Consider the following 17,642-nt stretch of genomic DNA (forward strand, 5'->3'; position numbering starts at 1 on the left):
GCATGGAAGCGGCGATCATATCGGTGCCGGTCAGTAACCGGGGACCGCGTCCTCGCCGGGCTGGGCGAACCAGGCCGGCGCGTCCTCCGGCAGCGACGTGCGGATCCGGACCAGGGCGAACGGGTTCAGCTCGGGCAGCGCGTCCGGGGCGAACCAGCCCACCGCGATCGACTCCGAGTCGTTGACCCGGGCCTCGCCGGCCACCGCCCGGCAGCGGAACCAGGTGTTGACCATGTGGCAGCGGTCGCCGTTGCCGTAGACGACCTCGTGCAGGGCCACCCCGGCCAGGCGTTCGATCTCGACCTGGATGCCGGTCTCCTCCTCGACCTCGCGGACCAGCGCGTCCGCGGGCTGCTCGCCGGGGTCCATCATCCCGGCGATCACCGACCACTGGTGGTTGTCGCTGCGCTGCCCGAGCAGGATCTCGCCGCGGTCGTTGAGGATGATCGCGCTGACCGTCGGGAACATGATCAGGTCGTGGCCGACCCGGGCGCGCAGCTTTCTGACGTAGTCGGAGGCAGGCATGCCGCCGACCCTAGCCAGCTCGGGCTGCGACAGCGGCGCGGACGCGTCGGCGACGAACAGCAGGGCGGTGGCCCGCTCGACCGACGGCCGGTCAGCGCCCGAGCGCGACCTGACCGGCGTACAGGACCGCCACGGCCACCGCCAGCCCGCCGAGGACCAGCCGCAGGCCGCGTTCCGGCAGGCGGGGTTGCAGGTGCGCGCCGACGTACCCGCCGACCAGGCCGCCCACCCCGCAGAGCAGGCCGATGCCCCAGTCCGGGGCGATGTCGCCCGGTCCGGCCCAGCCGAGCACGGCGAAGGCGGCGGCGCCGGCCACCGACGTGACGAAGGTCGAGGCCAGCGCCGCGGGCGCGACGACCGCCACCGGCAGGCCGCGGCCGACCAGGATCGGGCCCAGGATCGACCCGCCGCCGATGCCGTAGACGCCACCGACCATGCCGACGCCCAGGGCGAGTGCGACGATGCCCCGCTGCGGTGGCCGGCCGGTCACCGGCCGCTCCGGCGGCGGCGGTGGTTCGCGCAGGCAGAGCCACACGCCCAGCGGCAGCAGCAGCACGGCGACGATGATCCGGAACACGCCGGGGCCGGGCACCGCGAAGACCCGCAGTACCGCCCCGGCCGCCACGCCGGGCAGCGTGCCGAGCAGCAGCAGCCTGGTCAGCGGGCTGGCCAGGCTGCCCCGGCGGCGGTAACGCAGCAGGGCACCCGGCCCGGACACGACGTTGAACAGCAGGTTCGTCGGCGTCACGGCCGGGTTGGGCACGTCCAGCACGCTGAGCTGCACCGGCAGCAGGAACACCGCGCCGGAGACGCCGACCGGAGTTGTCACGATCGAGATCAGCAGGCCGGCGGTCACGGCGATGATGGCGTCGGCCCAGGTCACCGGGACAGTGTGCCCGGCGATTGTTAAGCCGGGTCCGGCCGTCGACGATCTTCGGCGGTGGCCTCCGTTAGTGTTCGTAACACCTGCCAGTAACAATGCAGCGAGGTCCGGACGAAGGGGGTGGGCGGCGGCGTGGCGGAGCGCGAGCGCTTGGCGCAGGCGGACTCCGGCGAGCGGCCCTGGCGTGCGTGGGGGCCCTATCTCGCCGAACGGGCCTGGGGCACGGTCCGGGAGGACTACAGCGAGCACGGCACCGCCTGGGACTACTTCCCGCACGACCACGCGCGCTCCCGGGCGTACCGGTGGAACGACGACGGCATGGCCGGAGTCTGCGACGACCGGCAGACGTTCTGTTTCGCCCTGGCCCTGTGGAACGGGGCCGACCCGATCCTCAAGGAGCGGATGTTCGGCCTCGGCGGCGACGGCGGCAACCACGGCGAGGACGCCAAGGAGTACTGGTGGTATCAGGACTCGACGCCGACCCACTCGTGGATGCGCTGGCGCTATCACTACCCCCAGGCCCCCTTCCCGTACGACGAACTGGTCCGCGTCAACGGCCACCGTTCCCGGGAGGAGCCGGAGTACGAGCTGATCGACACCGGCGTCTTCGACGACGACCGGTTCTGGGTCGTGACGGTCGACTACGCCAAGGCCGACGTGAACGACATGTGCATCGTCGTGACCGTGTCCAACCGCGGCCCGGACGAGGCCACGCTGCACGTGCTGCCGTCGCTGTGGTTCCGCAACACCTGGTCGTGGGGACTGCCCAACCGGCCGGTCCCGGTCATCACCGGCAGCCCCGGGCGCCTCGACGGCGAGCACCGCACCCTCGGGCACATCACCCTGGACGGCGAGGGCGCACCACCCGCGCTGATGTGCGACAACGAGACCAACGCGCAGCGGCTCTGGGGCCTGCCCGGCATGAGCATGTACCCCAAGGACGGCATCAACGACCACCTCGTCGCCGGCGCCCCGACGGTCAACCCGGCGGGCGTGGGCACCAAGGGCGCGCTGCACTACGAGCTGACGCTGGGCCCGGGGGAGACCCGCGAGATCCGGCTGCGGCTCACCCGCAGCGACGACGCGCCCGGCGAGCCCGACCTCGGTGACGGTTTCGCCGCCGTGGTCCGGGACCGGCTGGCCGAGGCCGAGGCTTATTTTTCCGAGCTGATCCCGGCCGCGGCCTCGGCCGAGGAGGCCGCCGTCGCCCGCCAGGGCATCGCCGGGCTGATGTGGGGCAAGCAGTTCTACCACTTCGACGTCAAGCAGTGGCTGCACGGCGATCCCGGCTCGGCGCCACCGCCGCCCGGCCGCCGCTACGGGCGCAACAACGCCTGGTGGCACATGAACAGCTTCGACGTCATCTCCATGCCCGACCCCTGGGAGTACCCCTGGTACGCCGCCTGGGACCTGGCCTTCCACTGTGTCTCGATCGCCCGGGTCGATCCGGGCTTCGCCAAGTCGCAGCTGCTGCTGTTGCTGCGCGAGTGGTACATGCACCCCAACGGCCAGATCCCCGCGTACGAGTGGGCGTTCGGTGACGTCAACCCGCCGGTGCACGCCTGGGCCGCGCTGAATGTCTTCGAGATCGACGGCGGGCGCGACTTCGACTTCCTGGCCCGGGTCATGCACAAGCTGCTGCTGAACTTCACCTGGTGGGTCAACCGCAAGGACGTCGGTGGCAACAACGTCTTCGAGGGCGGCTTCCTCGGGCTGGACAACGTCGGCCCGTTCGACCGGTCCGCGGCGCTGCCGGTGGCCGGCGTGCTGGAGCAGTCCGACGGCACCGGCTGGATGGCCATGTACGCGCTCAACCTGCTCGACATGTCGATCCGGCTGGCGCTGCACGACCGCACCTACGAGGACATGGCCACCAAGTTCTTCGAGCACTTCGCGTACATCGCCGAGGCGGCGTACCGGCAGGGGCTCTGGGACGACGAGGACTGCTTCTTCTACGACGTGCTGCGCCTGCCCGACGGGCACCGGATGCCGCTCAAGGCCCGGTCCATCGTCGGGCTGCTGCCGCTGGCGGCGACCACCCGGCTGTCCGCCGGCACCCTCAACCGGCTGCCCGAGCTGGCCGCGCGGCTGCGCTGGCTGCTGGCCGGGCAGGCCGAGTACGCCGACGTGATCAGCGCGCGCCGGCTGTCGGCCGACGGCCGCCAGCAGCGGCTGCTGTCCATGGTGGGCCAGGACCAGCTGCTGCGGATCCTGGCCCGGATGCTCGACCCGGAGGAGTTCCTTTCCCCGTACGGGCTCAGAACGCTCTCCCGCGCCCACCTGGAGAAGCCGTTCACGGTGCACCTGGGCGGCTCGGAGTTCACCGTCGGGTACGAGCCGGCCGAGAGCACCAGCGGCCTGTTCGGCGGCAACTCCAACTGGCGCGGCCCGGTCTGGATGCCGGTCAACTACCTGCTCATCGAGGCGCTGCGGGAGTTCGCGGCGTTCTTCGGCGACGACCTGATGGTGGAGTACCCGACCGGCTCGCAGACCAAGATGCCGCTGAGCGCGGTCGCCGACGACCTGTCCCGGCGGCTGGTGTCGCTGTTCGTCCCGGACTCGTGGGGCCGGCGCCCGATCTACGGCGCCTCCGAGGTCTTCCAGAACCATCCGGACTGGAAGGACCTGATCGCCTTCCCCGAGTACTTCCACGGCGACAACGGCGCCGGCCTGGGCGCGTGGCACCAGACCGGCTGGACGGCCCTGGTCGTGGACCTCATCCTGACCTTGCACCGCTGAGTCCGGCGGACACATCACTCCGCCCCGACGGCAGCACCGCCCGGGCGGAGGATGTCTCCGGGATCAGAGAGCGGAAATCACGGCCGGGTAGATCCTCCAGGCGACCGTCGAGAGTGCCACCACCGTCGTCGCAACCACGAAGGAGGCTGCCAGCCGCCTCAGCGGCATCCGGCTGGCCAGGATGTGCTGCACCAGGTGCACAGCCGCCAGGCACAGGGACACACCCAGCACCAGCAGAACTCCGCGGAGGGCCAGCACCGCCTGGGCGGCCGGCTCATGATTTGTGCTGGCCAGGGGCTGGGTCAGGAGGCTGAGTAGCGGTAAGTTGGTCATTGCAGGTCTCTTCTCGTCTTCACCACGGACGTCAGGCTTTGCATCTGAGTCGCCTCCGGGTCGCATCCGGGGGCGATTCGCGTTTCCGGGTCCAGATCGGACGGATCGAGCGGGGCGCGGTGGCGACCGCGCGGGCGGAGTGCGTCTTCGTCGGTGGGGCTCTGTCGCCATCACTGATCTCCCTGCACTTCACTTCAGGGAACTTCGATGAAGTTATGGTAGGCGTACTTCAGGGGCCGAACAATGCTGATATCTCGATTCAGTCACGTTCACGCGCGTCCTTGAACGCCATCTGCTTCATTGAGCTAGCCTTCTGGCCTTCCCGCCAGGTAGGGCCTAAACTTCGTCGCACTTGCTTGAAGTTCAGTGAAGGAAAATGACATGCAGCCGGCAGTGCCGCCCGATGCCCGTCTCGCCCGGCGCCTGCGTGCGCTCCGGGAGCGGCACTGGCCGGGTGTCAAGGTCACCCAGCAGCAGGTCGCCGAGGCCTTGGGCGGCGACACCGCCTTGAGCCTGTCGCTCATCTCGTCCTGGGAGTCGACCCGCAAGCCGGTGCTGCCCCCGGCCAACCGCCTCGCCGGCTATGCCACCTTCTTCGCCAGCCGGCGCAGCGTGGAGTCCGACCCCGCGCGGCTGCTCAGTGAGCGCGAACTCAGCAGCGAGGAGCGGGCCGCGCGCGGCGAGCTCTACGCCGAATTGCTGAGCCTGCGCTTCCCGGAAGAGCCACAAGCCGTCGACGAACCACCGGCGCCGGCCGCGCGGCGTCTCACCCTCTCCGCCACGGGCGACACGATCGGCGGTGGTACCTGGTTCTTCCCCGACCAGCGGCCGGTCGTCATCGTGCCCGGCAGCTTGCCGAAGCGGATCCGCGACCGGATGCCGTTCACCGATCCTCAAGACCCCGACTACGTACGGTCTTACATCCTGGCGGACCTGGACGCGTTGCTGGAGTTGCACGGCCACATCCGGGCGGTGAACCCGGCCGTCGACGTCCGCATCCGCCGGTCCGAGGAGATGGACGAGGATGACTTCACCAAACACTTGGTCCTGCTCGGCGGGGTCGACTGGAACCCGGTCGACCGGGATATCACCCGCCGCCTCGACCTGCCGGTCCGGCAGCAGGTGCGACCGAACGACGAGGACTCCGGATACTTCTCGACCCTGGACGGCGCGACCTTCGAGCCAGTTCTGGACGAGATTGACGGCCTGATCGAGGACGTGGCTCACTTCTATCGGGGGAAAAATCCCTATAACACGCTCCGGACCGTGACACTATGTAATGGCATGTACGGACGGGGAACTTACGGGGCCGTCCGCTCGTTGACCGACGCGAAGTTCCGCGACCGGAACGAAGAGTATGTCCGCAAGGCCTTCCCCGACTCGTCCGCCTTCAGCATTCTGATGCGAGTCCGGATCAATCCGAACGGAGACGTGGTGACCCCGGACTGGACGCTGGCGGAGGACCGCCTGCACGAGTGGCCGACGATCGATGAGTGACGCGAGCCGCCGGGTGCACCACACGAGCCACCGGAGTCTGATCCAACCATCGGCTCCGGGTGGTCGCCGCGCGAGCGTCGACGCCATCATCGTCCCGAGCGCCCGGTCCGCCGGCATGCTCGGCGAAGCCGGGCGCCTCGCCGTCGAGCTGGGCTGCGCGCTGCTGGTGCTGTCGAGCAAACATTCGGAGGCGGAGAAGGTCTTCCGGTATCTCACCGACCGCGGGGTGAACCAGGTCATCGCCGTCGACTTCCCCCGAGCGGGAGTGCCCCGGTTGCCTGAACTGGAGACCTCGACGGTTCTCGGCCGGTCCCGGCTGCAGCGGCGGACGGACACGAGCGCGAAGCGCAACCTGGGACTGGTGCTCGCGCGGGTGCTCGGCTGGAAGAACGTGGTCTTCCTGGACGACGACATCACCGTGCCGAAGGCGACCGATCTGGAGCTGGCCGCCGGCGCGCTGCCCGGCCGTGACGGCGTCGGTCTGCACATCGGCGGATACCCCGACAACTCGGTGGTGTGTCACGCCAACCGGGTGACCGGGGCGCCGCAGAGCACGTTCATCGGTGGCGGCGCCCTGGTCGTCCCGGCCGACCGGATGGACTCGTTCTTCCCCGAGATCTACAACGAGGACTGGTTCTTCCTGCTCGGCAAGACGATGCTGCGCCCGGTCAGCCAGGTCGGTACGGCACTGCAGAAGCCGTACGATCCGTTCGCGAACCCGGATCGCGCCCGCCGGGAGGAGTTCGGCGACGTCCTGGCCGAGGGTCTGTTCGCGCTGTTCGACGACGGCCAGAAGATCGGCGACGCGGGTCCCGGTTACTGGACGGAATACCTCGCCACGCGGCTGGAACTCATCATGAGCATCCAGGAGCGCCTCGACCCCAGTGAGACGCAGGGCAAGCAGATCCTCGAGTCCTTGACCGCGGCGCGTGGCCGCTTGCAGTTCATCACGGCTGACCAGTGCACCGAGTACATCGCCGCCTGGCAGCGGGACCGGGTGCGCTGGCGGGGCTTCATGAACGGGATGCGGCCGATCCGGCGCCTGCCGGCCGGAATGACGCCGGTCGACGTTGCACTGACCCGGTTCGGCCTGCAGCAGGTCACCTGGTGGACCGGGGCGCCGCGCCGGCCAGCACCGACGCCAACAGGCTCACCACGAGAGCGAGTGGCAGTAGCGTGACGAGCGCCGACCCCAGGCCGGCCCCGTGGGCCAGCCAGCCGATGGCCAACGGCCCGAAGATGCTCGCGCTGTAGCCGACAGCCGTCATATGGGCGACCGTGGCAGCGGTTCCCACGTCGCCGGCCGCGGTCAGGGCCGCGGGGAAGACCCAGCAGATCCCCACCCCCCATCCGACCGCGCCCACGTAGCCCCACGGCTGCGGTGCACCGAGCACGACGATGCCGATGCTCATGCCGGCCAGCAGGGCTCCGGCGCGGACGACACCGGTGGCGCCGACGTGTCGATGGGGACGTTCGGCGGCCAGCCGCCCCGCTGCCATCGCGGTCACGAAGAGGGCGTAGGCGAGCGCGGCGCCGCTCTGCGAGAGACCTCGCCCCTGGTGCAGGAAGACGGCGAGCCAATCGCCCGCGGCGCCCTCGACCGTGGCACCGCAGAAGATCAGGACACCGATCGCAGCCAGGCGCCGGACCGGCCGGCGCGTCGGCGCCGGCGACCGGGCGAGGTCCGGCTCGGGCGGCTTGTCCTGGGTGAACGAGGCCAGACTGGGCCCGCAGAGCACGGCGGCCAGCACGCATACCACGATCATCTGCGCGAGCAGCGGGACCGAGAGGTGCACCGCGGCGAGGGCCAGCCCGGCTCCGGCCATGCTGCCGAGGCTCCACCATCCGTGGAACCGGCTCATCAGATGCTTCCCGAGCTCGTTCTGGATGGCATAGCCCTGCATGTTCATGCCGGCGTCCCAGATGCCGCCGCCCACGCCCAGGCCGAAGAGTACGACCGCGAGCACCTCCGGCGACCGGGTCAGCGCGATCGCGACCAGGCATCCGAGAGTCAGGCCGAAGCCGAGGGTGACCACCCGCCGGCTGCCCCAGCGCGTGGCGGCGGGACCCGTCAGGGTCATCGCCAGCAGGGTGCCCAGACCGAGCATCACCAGCGCCAGTCCGAGCCGCACGAAGTCCGTGCCGGTCCGCTCCAGAACACCGGGAAGTCGGGACATCCAGGACGCCTGCGTTGCGCCGCTGACCGCGAAGATGAGACTGACATCCCGAGCGGTCCGCACGAAGTTACCCCCGTCGATCACTGTAGCCGGGGGCGTCACCGCATCGCCGAGCTGGAGGCCCGCGCCGACCGGCCGATCCAGGTCCAGGTGCTGAGCGTCCCGCCGCAGGCCAAGGCCCTGGAACAGCTGGCCGGCGCGGGCGTGCACCGGGCGTCGAGCTGGCTGCCGTCCGGTCCCCGCGACGAGGTCGAGGCCGGCCTGGACAAGTGGGAGCGGGCGATAGCTGAGTTCACCGGCCGCTGAGTTAGGTACGCGCACTCAGGGCCCGGGCGGCCGCCGCGACGAGGATCGACGGCGTGACCTCGTACCCGTGCCCGTCGTGCCGTACCCCGGCCAACCTGACCTCCGGCTGCCCCGGCTGCGGCCGCGGCCCGGACCCCGACGCTGCCGAGGTGATCCGCCTCGACGCGGAGATCCCGGTGCTCACCGCTCGGCTGACGGCCGCGCGCGAAGCGGTCGCGGGCGCCGACGCGGCGCTGCGCCGGGCGTGGCAGCTGCGGCAGGCCGCGGTCGCGCGGATCCAGGCGTCGCTGGCCCCCGTGCCCGCAGCCCCGGTGCCGCTGCCGCCGCGGCCTCCGATGGCGGCACCTCGCACCAAGGAAGCCTCGACCCGGCTGGTGCAGAACGCGTTGTTCCTGCTCGGCGGCCTGCTGCTGGGCGTGGCCGCGATCGTCTTCACCGCGGTCGCCTGGTCGCAGTTCGGCGTGGGTGGCCGGGCGCTGCTGCTGGCGGGCTTCACCGTCGCGGCCCTGGCGGCGCCGCTCGCCGCGCTGCGCCGCGGCCTCACCGCGACGGCGGAGACCTTCGCGGCGGTCGGCCTACTGCTGGTGCTGCTCGACGGGTACGCGGCCTGGTACGTCAACCTGTTCGGCGTCGCGGACTACTCGGCCCTGGGGTACGCGGGCGCGGTCTGCGCGGTGACGGCCGCGGTGGCCGCCGGGTACGAGCACGTGACCGGGCTGATCGGACCCCGCTTCGGGGCGCTGCTCGTGGCTCAGCCGGTGCTGCCGCTGCTGGTGGCGCCGTTCCACCCGGACGCCACCGGCTGGGCGTACACGATGGTGGCGGTTGCTGTGGTGAACCTGGCAGTGGTTCAGCTGCGGCGTTCCGGGCTGACGGCGCTGGGGATCACGGCGTACGCGCTCGGCGGGGGTGCGGCGATCCTGGCGGCACTCGCCGCACTGACGGGGCTCTTCACCGACTTCGCGTCCGGCGAGGTGGCATTGGCCGGCGGGGCGCTGATCGCGGCGGCGGGCGTACCCGTGGCGGCAGCCGTCCTGGCCCGGGCCTCGCGCTGGCAGTCGATCACCGGTGGGCTGCTGGTGGTCGCGCTGGCCGTCGCGGCCGGGCGGTTCGCCGGGGTCGCCGGCGGCAGCTTCGCCGCGCCGGTGCTGGTCGCCGGGGTGGTGGCTGCGCTGGCCGCGCTGGTCACGGTCGTGAACCGACGGCTGCCGGCAGCGGTACGCCGGGGGCCGTGGATCGCCGCTCTGCTGGTGGTCGCCGGGACGGGTGTGGCGGTCGTGGGGGTCACTATCGCCGTCGCGGCGACCGGTGACGGTGACTGGCGGCTGCTCGCGGTGATCGCTCTGGTCACGGTTGGGTTGACCGTGCTGGTGCCGCGGGGGATCCAGGCGCACGCCGTGCTGGGTGGGCTGGCGGTGGCGGCTGTTGCGGCGCCGGCCGGTTTCGGGTTGCCGTGGTGGACCGCGCCGGGGTTCGAGCTGGTGGTGGTCGCGGCTGCGCTGGGGTTGGCGCTGCGGGTCTTTCCGCTGTGGCCTGTCGCGGTGGCGGTTGTCCTGACGACTCACGCGGTGGCCGTCGCCTTTGCCCAGCCGTGGGTCGCCTGCGCGACGCTCAGCGCGGTAGCCGTCATCGGGATCTCCACCGCACTGGTGGAACGCACGGCCGGGGTGCTCGGGGGAGTGGCGCTTGCCGTGGGCATGGTGGCGGTGCCCGCAGCGGCGTGGAGTGGCGCGGCTGCGCTGTCGCTGTCCGCACCGGTGCAGAGCAGGGTGGCGCTGGGCGCGGCGGCCCTGCTCGTCGGTGCGCTGTTTGTCGTCGGTCGCGGGTACCGGGCCTATGCCCTGGCGGCGGCGCTGCTGGGTGTCGTGTCGGCGCCGGTCTGGGCGGTTGCCACCGGTGACTCCCCGGCGATCTATGCGGCCACCGCGTTGTTGCTGGTGGCGCTGACGTTCTCGCGTACCGTTCGGGCCGGTCTGGCTGCTCTTCCGCTCGGGATCGCGCTGTTCCTGGCGACCGCGCCGAGCCTGTCCGCTGTGCTGCTGCGGCCCTACGAGTGGCTGGGCCGGGTCTGGACCGGACGTCCGGACGGTACCGGCGTCGGGGCGGTTGCCCTGGCCGACGTCGTTGCGCTGGGGGTGCTTGCCGTCGCGGTGGTCATCGTGGTGCAGGGCGCTCGTGGGCGGCGGATCGCGGTGTGGGCTGTCGCGCCGGTGCTGGCGGTCATCGCTCCCATGGGTCTGGCCGCGGCCGGGGTTCCGTGGCCCGGTGTGCCGGCGGAGAGCCTGGTCGTCGGGCTTGCCGGGCTGCTCGCGGTGGCGTTGCTGCGTCCGGGGATGCGGGCGGTCGGGCCGGCGGTGACGTGTGCCGCGCTGGCCGGTGCCGGGCTCGCCGGTGCGCTGGCGACGCGCGGTGCCACGCTGGCTGCGCTGGGATTGACGCTGGTTGCCGGGGCGGTGGCGGGTGTCGCCGGCCGTGCCCTTGCTGCGCGGCTGGCCGGGTGGTTGACCGGCGCCGGGGCGGCGGTGGCGTTCGCCTACACGGTAGGCCGGGCGGCTGAGCTTTCCCCGGCGACCAGCGCCTTCGTTGTGCTCGGCGCGGCCGCGGTGATCCTGGCCGTGGGTGCGATGCTCGCCGGGCGCCGGGCCGATACGGGCCGGGTAGATGCGGGCCGGGCCGACACGGGCCGGGCCGATGCGGGCCGCGCGGAAGTGGGCCGGGCAGTGAAGGGCCGGGCGGTAGAGGGCCTGGCGGTGGAGGTGGCGGCTCACGCCGGGGCCTTGGTGGCGCTGCTGCTGACCGCCGGCTCGATCCGGCACGCCGCCGCGGTGTGCACGTTCTGGGGGCTCGCGCTCGGCGTGCGGGCGTTGCGGCCGGGCGAGACCGCGCCGGTCCGGCGTGGACATGTGCTGGCCGCCGCGGTCGCGGAGCTGGGTGGCTGGTGGCTGCTGATCGCTTCGGAGCAGGTCGCGACGGTGGAGGCGTACACGTTGCCGGCGGCCGCCGTGGCGCTGCTGGCCGGCTGGCTGGCGCGGCGCTCGCGTCCGGGGCTGTCCAGCTGGGTGACCTACGGTCCGGCGCTGGCGGCGGCGCTGTTGCCGACGCTGGCCTCCGTGCTGGCGGACGAGGGCCAGCCGCTGCGCCGGTTGTTGCTCGGCCTGGGCGCGCTCGCGGTGCTGCTGGCCGGCGCCCACCGCCGGCTGCGGGCGCCGGTGGTGGCGGGTGGCACCGTGCTGGCCGTGGTCGCGCTGCACGAGGTGGTGCTGGTCTGGGACCTGCTGCCGCGGTGGATCCCGCTGGCGGCGGCCGGGCTGCTGCTGGTCGGGCTGGCCATGACGCTGGAACGGCGCCGCCGGGACCTGGCCCGGGTCCGGGCCGCCCTGGGCCGGATGGGCTGAGCGGAATCCGGCGGGCTGGCGGGAATCCGGTGGTATGCGGCCGTCAGGGCCCTGTCCGTGGCAACGGCCGTGTTCCTACGGTGGCACATGCTTCGTTACGTCATTCCCGTGGTCGTGGCGCTCGTCTGGGCCGGGGTCTTCTCGTTCGTGCCGGAACCGCACCGCCTCAGGATCAACGCGGTCCTCGTGGGCGGGGCCGGGGCCGCCTACATCAGCGGCGGGAGCTTCGGCCTCGGCGAGCTCGGCTTCGCCGCCCTGATGAGTGCGGTCGCCTACCTGGGACTGCGGTCGTGGACCTTCGTCGGCGTCGGCTGGCTGCTGCACACCTGCTGGGACATCCTGCATCACCGCCGCGGCGCGCCGCTGATCCCGTCGCTGGCCGACTCCTCGTTCGGGTGCGCCATCTGCGATCCCGTCATCGCGCTGTGGTGTTTCACCGGTGGTCGGTCACCTCGGGAGCTGGTGCTGTGGCTGCGGGGTCTTGCCCGAGACATAGGCTGACATCTATGGTTGGGAGAGTCGCTTAAAACGTTTCATAGGAGACTTCCGATGACGGCTCCCCTTGCCGCGCTCGCCGTGGCGGTCATGCTGGCCACGACGGCGGCTCCGGCGTACGCCGTCACCGGCCACAACCATGCCCCGCTGCCCGCCACCGCTCTCACCGTCGGCGACCGGGCGGAACCCGTGGACGTCGAGGGGTCGCCGCTGTTCGGCTGGCAGCCTCGTGACGTCGACGGGGGCGAGCTCCAGACCGCGTACCGGATCAAGGTCGTCTCCGGCGGTGACCCGGCGCGGACCGTCTGGGACAGCGGCAAGGTCGTCTCGGACCGCACGGCCTATGTGCCCTACGGCGGCCCGGCGCTGACCGGCGACGCGGCGTACCGGTGGACGGTCCGGACCTGGGACCGCGCCGGCGCCGCCTCCCCGTGGTCGCGCCCGGCCACCTTCGGCACCGGGATCGGTGACGCCGGGTGGCAGGCGTCCTGGATCAGGCGCACGACGGCCGTCAAGGACGACTACACGCTGGCCCGGCGGGAGTTCACCGTCGGCGCCGGCCGGGTGGTCCGCGCCCGGCTGTACGTTTCGGCCTCCCAGCAGTACCAGGCCTACCTCAACGGGAAGCTGGTCGACCGCGGTCAGGCCTTCGCCTACCCCGACGAGGGCTACTACCAGGCCACCGACGTGACCGGCGAGCTGCGCGCGGGCCGGCCGACCGCGCTGGGCATCCTCTTCCACTGGTACGACGCGGGTCAGGGTCGCCCGGCCGGACAGTCCGGGATGCTCGCGCGGCTGGTGATCGACCACAGTGACGGCTCGCAGCAGGTGGTCGTCTCCGACGGCACCTGGCGGGTGACCCGCGGCCCGTGGCAGCCCGCCGCGTACCGCAACGGCGACGGCCGCGACTACATCGAGCACATCGACGGGCGGGCCGCCCAGCCGCTGACGGGGTGGAGCCGGCCGGGCTTCGACGACTCGGCCTGGGAGCCGGCGCAGGTCGTCGGCGCACATCCGGCCGGGGTCTTCACCCACCTGCGGGCTCAGCAGACCCGGCTGGCCTACCGGGACGTGCGGCCGGTCAGCGTCACCACGCTGCCCTCGGGTGCGGTGGTCGCCGACTTCGGCAAGGTCATCGCCGCGACGCCGCGGGTGCGCTTCCGGGCCGGTGCCGCGGGCCGCGAGGTCGCCATGACCGCCGGATACCTGCTCAACGCCGACGGCAGCGTCTCCAACAGCGCGCGGGACAACCAGTCCACCGACCTGTCCTATCGCTACACCCAGCGGGACGGGACCCAGACCTTCCAGGCCTTCACGTACGAGGCGTTCCGCTACTTCCAGGTCGAGGATCCCGGCTCGGCGCCGGACATCTCCGCCGAGCTCCAGCACACCGATGCCGACCCGCGCCGGACGGCGACGTTCCACAGTTCCGACGCCACCCTCGACGCGGTGTTCGAGCTGAACCGCCGGTCCGCCCTGTACGGCTCCCAGGAGCAGTTCCTCGACACGCCGACCCGCGAGAAGGGGCAGTTCCTCGCCGACTCGGTGAACATTTCCCGGGCGCTCATGGCCGGTTCCGGCGACCGTGCGCTGACCGCCCGGGCCATCCGCGAGTTCCTGTCCTCGCAACGGCGGTACTGGCCGGACGGCCGGGTCAACGCGGTCTACCCCAACGGCGACGGCAAGCGGGACATCCCTGACTTCACCGAGCTGCTGCCCGGCTGGGTGTGGAACTACTACCTCAACTCCGGCGACCGCAGCCTGCTGAGCGAGGCGTACCCGGCCTCGCAGGCCATCGCCGACTACGTGCGCCGCTACCGCGACCCGGGCACCGGCCTGGTCACGAACCTGGCCGGTGGCAGCGGCGCCTACCAGTACGGCATCATCGACTGGCCCAACCGCTACGGCTACGACACCGCGACCGCGGCCCGGACCACCGTCAACATCCTCGCGGTCGACGTCCTGCGCAGCACCGCCCGGCAGGCTCAGGCCCTGGGCCGGCCGCGCGCTGAGATCGACGCGCTGAACGCCGACGCGGACGCGCTGACCGCGGCGATCAACTCTCGGCTGCGCCGCCCGGACGGCATCTACCACGACGGCCTCACGGCGGACGGTACGCCGAGCAGCCACGCGTCACAGATCGCCAACGTGTACGCGATCGCCTTCGGGGTCGCCCCGCCGCAGACCCGGCCGCAGATCGCCGACCACCTGGTGTCACTGCGGTTGCAGATGGGTCCGATGACGGCGAACTGGCTGCTCACCGCCCTGCACGAGGCCGGCCGCGACGACCAGGTGCTGGCCCGGCTGACCGACGCCGGGTCGCTGGGCTGGGCCAACGTGCTGGCCCGCGGGGGCACGTTCACCTGGGAATCGTGGGAGGCCCCGGAGACCGGCGAGAGCCTCTCGCACGGCTGGGGCGCCACCGCGCTGGTCGACCAGCAGGAGGACCTGCTCGGGGTGACCGTGACGGCGCCGGCTGCCCGTACCGTGCGGATCGCCCCGCCGCGCGGCACCGCGCTCAGGCACGCCCGGGGCACGGTGTGGACGCAGGCCGGGACGGTCACGGTGAGCTGGCGGATCACACCGGACGGGACGGCGATCGTGGTGGACCTGCCGGTCAACGTCACGGCCCGGGTCGAGGTGCCGGTGTCCGGCCGCACGCCGCCGCGCGCGACCGGCGGGCCGCGACTCGAAGGCGTCCACGACGGGGTCGCGACCTACACGGTCGGTTCAGGGCACAGCACCTTCATCCCGCGGAAGGACCCGTCCTGACCGGGCCCACCGAAACCGACGCGCTCGGGTAAGGTGCGCGATCATGGGCGCGATCAAACCGTGGCATCTGCTGATCTGTCTCGTCGTCGTGGCGGTGATCATCGGCGGGCTCGTGGTCGCGGGCCGGGCCAACCGGCGCAAGTAGGCGCGGCTCAGCCCGTCCGGCGGCCCGTCCACAGCAGGTAGTCCCAGTGCATGACGCCGTTGCCGCGGTCGTGGCTGCGGGCCAGGCCGGCCAGGTCCTCACCGAGCGCGGAAACGCGTTCCGGGTCGCCGGCCAGGTTGCGGTAGGCGGCGACGGTCGGGCCGTAGTGGGCCTTGAAGAAGTCGCGGAACTGCTCGCCGTCGGCGAAGCGGTCGATGACCGCGCTGTCCACCGTGGCGGTGAGCTCGGCGACCCGGTCGCCGAAGAGGTCGCGGACGTGCTCGGCGCTGCCCCACAGCGGCGGCGGCTGGGCGCCCGGCGGAGGCGGCGGCGTGTACGCCTTCATCCGGCCGAAGAGCTGCCCGATGAAACCCTGCGGCGTCCAGTTGATCATCGCGATCGTGCCGCCCGGCCGGCACACCCGCACCAGCTCGTCCGCGGCGGCCCGGTGGTGCGGTGCGAACATCACGCCGACGCACGACAGGACCACGTCGAACGAGGCGTCGGCGAACGGCAGCGCCTCGGCATCACCCTCGCGCCAGTCCACCACCGCGCCGCGCCCGGCGGCCAGGGCCCGGCCGGCCTCCAGCAGCGCCGGGGTCAGGTCGCAGGCCACCACCTCGGCGCCGGTCAGCGCGGCCGGGATCGCGGCGTTGCCGGTGCCGGCGGCCACGTCGAGCACCCGCTGTCCCGGCCCGGTACGGCACGCCTCGACCAGCGTCGCGCCGAGCCGCGGGATCACCTCGGCGGCGACGCTGGGATAGTCGCCGAGGGCCCACATCGCCCGGTGGCGGTCTTTCAGAGCACGGTCGGCCCCGGTCGTGTCCGGCTGAACGGTCATCAGCTGAGCTCCCTTCCTCAGCAGCGACGCTACGGAGCCGCCGGGAACCCGGGCCAGTACAGGATGTGTATCGCCCGGACCGGCGGCCCGGGCCTACGCTGCTGGCCATGGGCGCCTCGTATCACCAGTTCTGCCCCGTGGCGAAGGCCATGGAGCTGCTCGACGAACGCTGGACCCTGCTGATCGTCCGCGAGCTGGTGTCCGGTAGCAGCCGCTTCAACGACCTGCGCCGAGGGCTGCCCCGGATGTCGCCGACCCTGCTGTCGAAGCGGCTGCAGCAGCTGGTCGCGGCCGGCGTCGTCGAACGGCGGCCGGCCGACGGCGAGGTGCAGTACACGCTCACCGTGGCCGGCCAGGAACTGCGGCCGATCGTCGAGGCGGTGGGCGCCTGGGGAGTGCGCTGGGTCGGCGAGCTCGGCGACGCGGACCTGGACCCGAAGCTGCTGCTGTGGGACATGCACCGCAACATCGACCACGCGGCGGTGCCGTCCGGGCGTACCGTCGTCGCCCTGACCTTCCCCGACGTGCCGGCGCCGCATCCCCGCTCGTGGTGGCTGGTGATCGCCGACGGCGAGGCCGACGTGTGCGACGCGGACCCGGGCCACGAGATCACCGTCAGCCTGACCGCGGACCTGCGGGCGCTGGTCGAGGTCTGGCGCGGCGACCGCACGTGGACCGAGGCGCTGCGGACCGGGCAGATGCGGGTGCACGGACCCGAGGCGGTACGCCGGGCGCTGCCCGGATGGTTCACGCTGTCGCTGTTCGCAGCGGTGCCCCGGCCGGCGGCGGTGTGACCGGCCGGCCCCGCGTCAGATCAGCGGATTCTCTTCGCTGCCGCCGGCGCCTCGGGCGTCTCGGCATGATGCCTCCGCTGCATGCGGAGCAGCTGCCTCAAGATCGAGATGGCGGTTCGATGTCGACCAGCGAATCAGCCGCCGGTCGGCTTGCCGCGGGCGTTGCGGACAGCGAAGACAACGATCAGAACGACCGTCGCGACTCTTGCCACGAGTGCCAGAACCTGCAGAATCGCCGGACCGCCGCGCAGGTGACCCACCCCGCCTGCGGCCAGTCCCGACGCGCCAACCAGGACCAGCGCTCCGGCCAGCCTCGGGTGCCGGAATTCGCGTCCTGCCAAGGTCAACCCCGCGGGTGTCCGCCGAACCCGCAGAAGGAGCACGATCCCCAGCAGGACGAAGATGACGGCGCCGGCCGTCTCCAGCGTGCCCAGGGCGACGTCGCGTGCGGCCATCGCGGGATCAGTCGTTGTGGACGATCGCCTCGGCGACGCGGCGCAGCTCGCCCTGATCCGGGCTGAAGCCCGCGGCGATGTCCGGGTGCAGGCCCGCGCGGGTCTGCTTCAACAGCTCGCCGGCCACGGTGTCGACCGGCTCGCCCGCGTAGTCATGGCTGACCTTGTCGGTCGCGTGCTGCAGGGCGGACGTGAGCTGCTCCTCCAGCGGGCCGCGCAGCTTCTCCTCCACCGGGCTCAGCGATGCGGGGTCCAGGTGGATCTGCGGGTCTTGCATGGAGTTCT

Annotated in this window: 15 protein-coding genes; 8 read left to right on the forward strand and 7 right to left on the reverse strand. The window is 72.0% G+C overall.

The window, feature by feature from the left end; all coding sequences use genetic code 11:
* Window positions 1-30: 30 nt before the first annotated feature.
* Together ACQP2Y_RS11615 and ACQP2Y_RS11620 are read right to left on the reverse strand one after the other, a co-directional pair.
* Window positions 31-525, reverse strand: a complete 495-nt coding sequence (locus ACQP2Y_RS11615) for an NUDIX hydrolase (RefSeq protein WP_433727146.1) — start codon at window positions 523-525, stop codon at window positions 31-33.
* Window positions 526-616: 91 nt separating this feature from the next.
* On the reverse strand, window positions 617-1,408 hold the full coding sequence (locus ACQP2Y_RS11620; protein WP_433727148.1) for a TSUP family transporter: 792 nt from the start codon (window positions 1,406-1,408) through the stop codon (window positions 617-619).
* 132 nt (window positions 1,409-1,540) lie between these two features.
* On the opposite strand from ACQP2Y_RS11620, the gene ACQP2Y_RS11625 reads away from it, so the two are divergent.
* Window positions 1,541-4,147 carry an MGH1-like glycoside hydrolase domain-containing protein gene (locus ACQP2Y_RS11625; protein ID WP_433727150.1) on the forward strand — a complete coding sequence of 869 codons (2,607 nt, stop codon included), beginning with the start codon at window positions 1,541-1,543 and terminating at the stop codon, window positions 4,145-4,147.
* 63 nt (window positions 4,148-4,210) lie between these two features.
* Here ACQP2Y_RS11625 and ACQP2Y_RS11630 read toward each other — a convergent pair whose 3' ends face one another.
* Window positions 4,211-4,480 carry a hypothetical protein gene (locus ACQP2Y_RS11630; RefSeq protein ID WP_433727152.1) on the reverse strand — a complete coding sequence of 90 codons (270 nt, stop codon included), beginning with the start codon at window positions 4,478-4,480 and terminating at the stop codon, window positions 4,211-4,213.
* Window positions 4,481-4,861: 381 nt separating this feature from the next.
* On the opposite strand from ACQP2Y_RS11630, the gene ACQP2Y_RS11635 reads away from it, so the two are divergent.
* On the forward strand, window positions 4,862-5,977 hold the full coding sequence (locus tag ACQP2Y_RS11635) for a helix-turn-helix domain-containing protein (RefSeq protein ID WP_433727154.1): 1,116 nt from the start codon (window positions 4,862-4,864) through the stop codon (window positions 5,975-5,977).
* Window positions 5,970-7,157: a hypothetical protein gene (locus tag ACQP2Y_RS11640; RefSeq protein WP_433727156.1), complete on the forward strand. Its 1,188-nt coding sequence runs from the start codon at window positions 5,970-5,972 to the stop codon at window positions 7,155-7,157. The genes ACQP2Y_RS11635 and ACQP2Y_RS11640 overlap by 8 nt, the downstream gene beginning before the upstream one ends.
* Here ACQP2Y_RS11640 and ACQP2Y_RS11645 read toward each other — a convergent pair.
* Window positions 7,078-8,154 (reverse strand): MFS transporter, encoded by a 1,077-nt coding sequence (locus ACQP2Y_RS11645; protein WP_433727158.1) that lies wholly within the window; start codon window positions 8,152-8,154, stop codon window positions 7,078-7,080. The genes ACQP2Y_RS11640 and ACQP2Y_RS11645 overlap by 80 nt on opposite strands.
* 150 nt (window positions 8,155-8,304) lie before the next feature.
* On the opposite strand from ACQP2Y_RS11645, the gene ACQP2Y_RS11650 reads away from it, so the two are divergent.
* The 4 genes from ACQP2Y_RS11650 (at window position 8,305) to ACQP2Y_RS11665 (ending at window position 15,122) form a co-directional block, all read left to right on the forward strand.
* The gene (locus ACQP2Y_RS11650) at window positions 8,305-8,460 is read left to right on the forward strand and encodes a hypothetical protein (RefSeq protein ID WP_433727160.1); all 156 of its coding nucleotides are present in this window, start codon (window positions 8,305-8,307) and stop codon (window positions 8,458-8,460) included.
* Window positions 8,461-8,513: 53 nt separating this feature from the next.
* Complete coding sequence (locus ACQP2Y_RS11655; protein ID WP_433727161.1) at window positions 8,514-11,855, forward strand: SCO7613 C-terminal domain-containing membrane protein; 3,342 nt, start codon at window positions 8,514-8,516, stop codon at window positions 11,853-11,855.
* A gap of 87 nt (window positions 11,856-11,942) precedes the next feature.
* Window positions 11,943-12,356 carry a DUF6010 family protein gene (locus tag ACQP2Y_RS11660; protein WP_433727162.1) on the forward strand — a complete coding sequence of 138 codons (414 nt, stop codon included), beginning with the start codon at window positions 11,943-11,945 and terminating at the stop codon, window positions 12,354-12,356.
* Between the two features lie 48 nt (window positions 12,357-12,404).
* Window positions 12,405-15,122 carry a family 78 glycoside hydrolase catalytic domain gene (locus ACQP2Y_RS11665; RefSeq protein WP_433727163.1) on the forward strand — a complete coding sequence of 906 codons (2,718 nt, stop codon included), beginning with the start codon at window positions 12,405-12,407 and terminating at the stop codon, window positions 15,120-15,122.
* Window positions 15,123-15,274: 152 nt separating this feature from the next.
* Here the strand turns inward: ACQP2Y_RS11665 and ACQP2Y_RS11670 are convergent, their stop codons facing one another.
* Entirely contained in the window at window positions 15,275-16,108 is an 834-nt protein-coding gene (locus ACQP2Y_RS11670) for a class I SAM-dependent methyltransferase (protein WP_433727165.1), read from the reverse strand.
* Between the two features lie 107 nt (window positions 16,109-16,215).
* Here ACQP2Y_RS11670 and ACQP2Y_RS11675 point away from each other — a divergent pair, with 107 nt between their 5' ends.
* Window positions 16,216-16,902, forward strand: coding sequence for a winged helix-turn-helix transcriptional regulator (locus ACQP2Y_RS11675; protein ID WP_433727167.1), 687 nt, complete (start codon window positions 16,216-16,218; stop codon window positions 16,900-16,902).
* A 134-nt stretch (window positions 16,903-17,036) separates the two neighbouring features.
* Here ACQP2Y_RS11675 and ACQP2Y_RS11680 read toward each other — a convergent pair whose 3' ends face one another.
* Together ACQP2Y_RS11680 and ACQP2Y_RS11685 are read right to left on the reverse strand one after the other, a co-directional pair.
* Window positions 17,037-17,357, reverse strand: a complete 321-nt coding sequence (locus tag ACQP2Y_RS11680; protein WP_433727169.1) for a hypothetical protein — start codon at window positions 17,355-17,357, stop codon at window positions 17,037-17,039.
* Window positions 17,358-17,364: 7 nt separating this feature from the next.
* Window positions 17,365-17,634, reverse strand: coding sequence for a hypothetical protein (locus ACQP2Y_RS11685; protein WP_433727171.1), 270 nt, complete (start codon window positions 17,632-17,634; stop codon window positions 17,365-17,367).
* Window positions 17,635-17,642: the final 8 nt, after the last annotated feature.

The organism is Actinoplanes sp. CA-051413, assembly GCF_050955795.1.
In the GTDB taxonomy this organism is placed as follows: Bacteria; Actinomycetota; Actinomycetes; order Mycobacteriales; family Micromonosporaceae; genus Actinoplanes.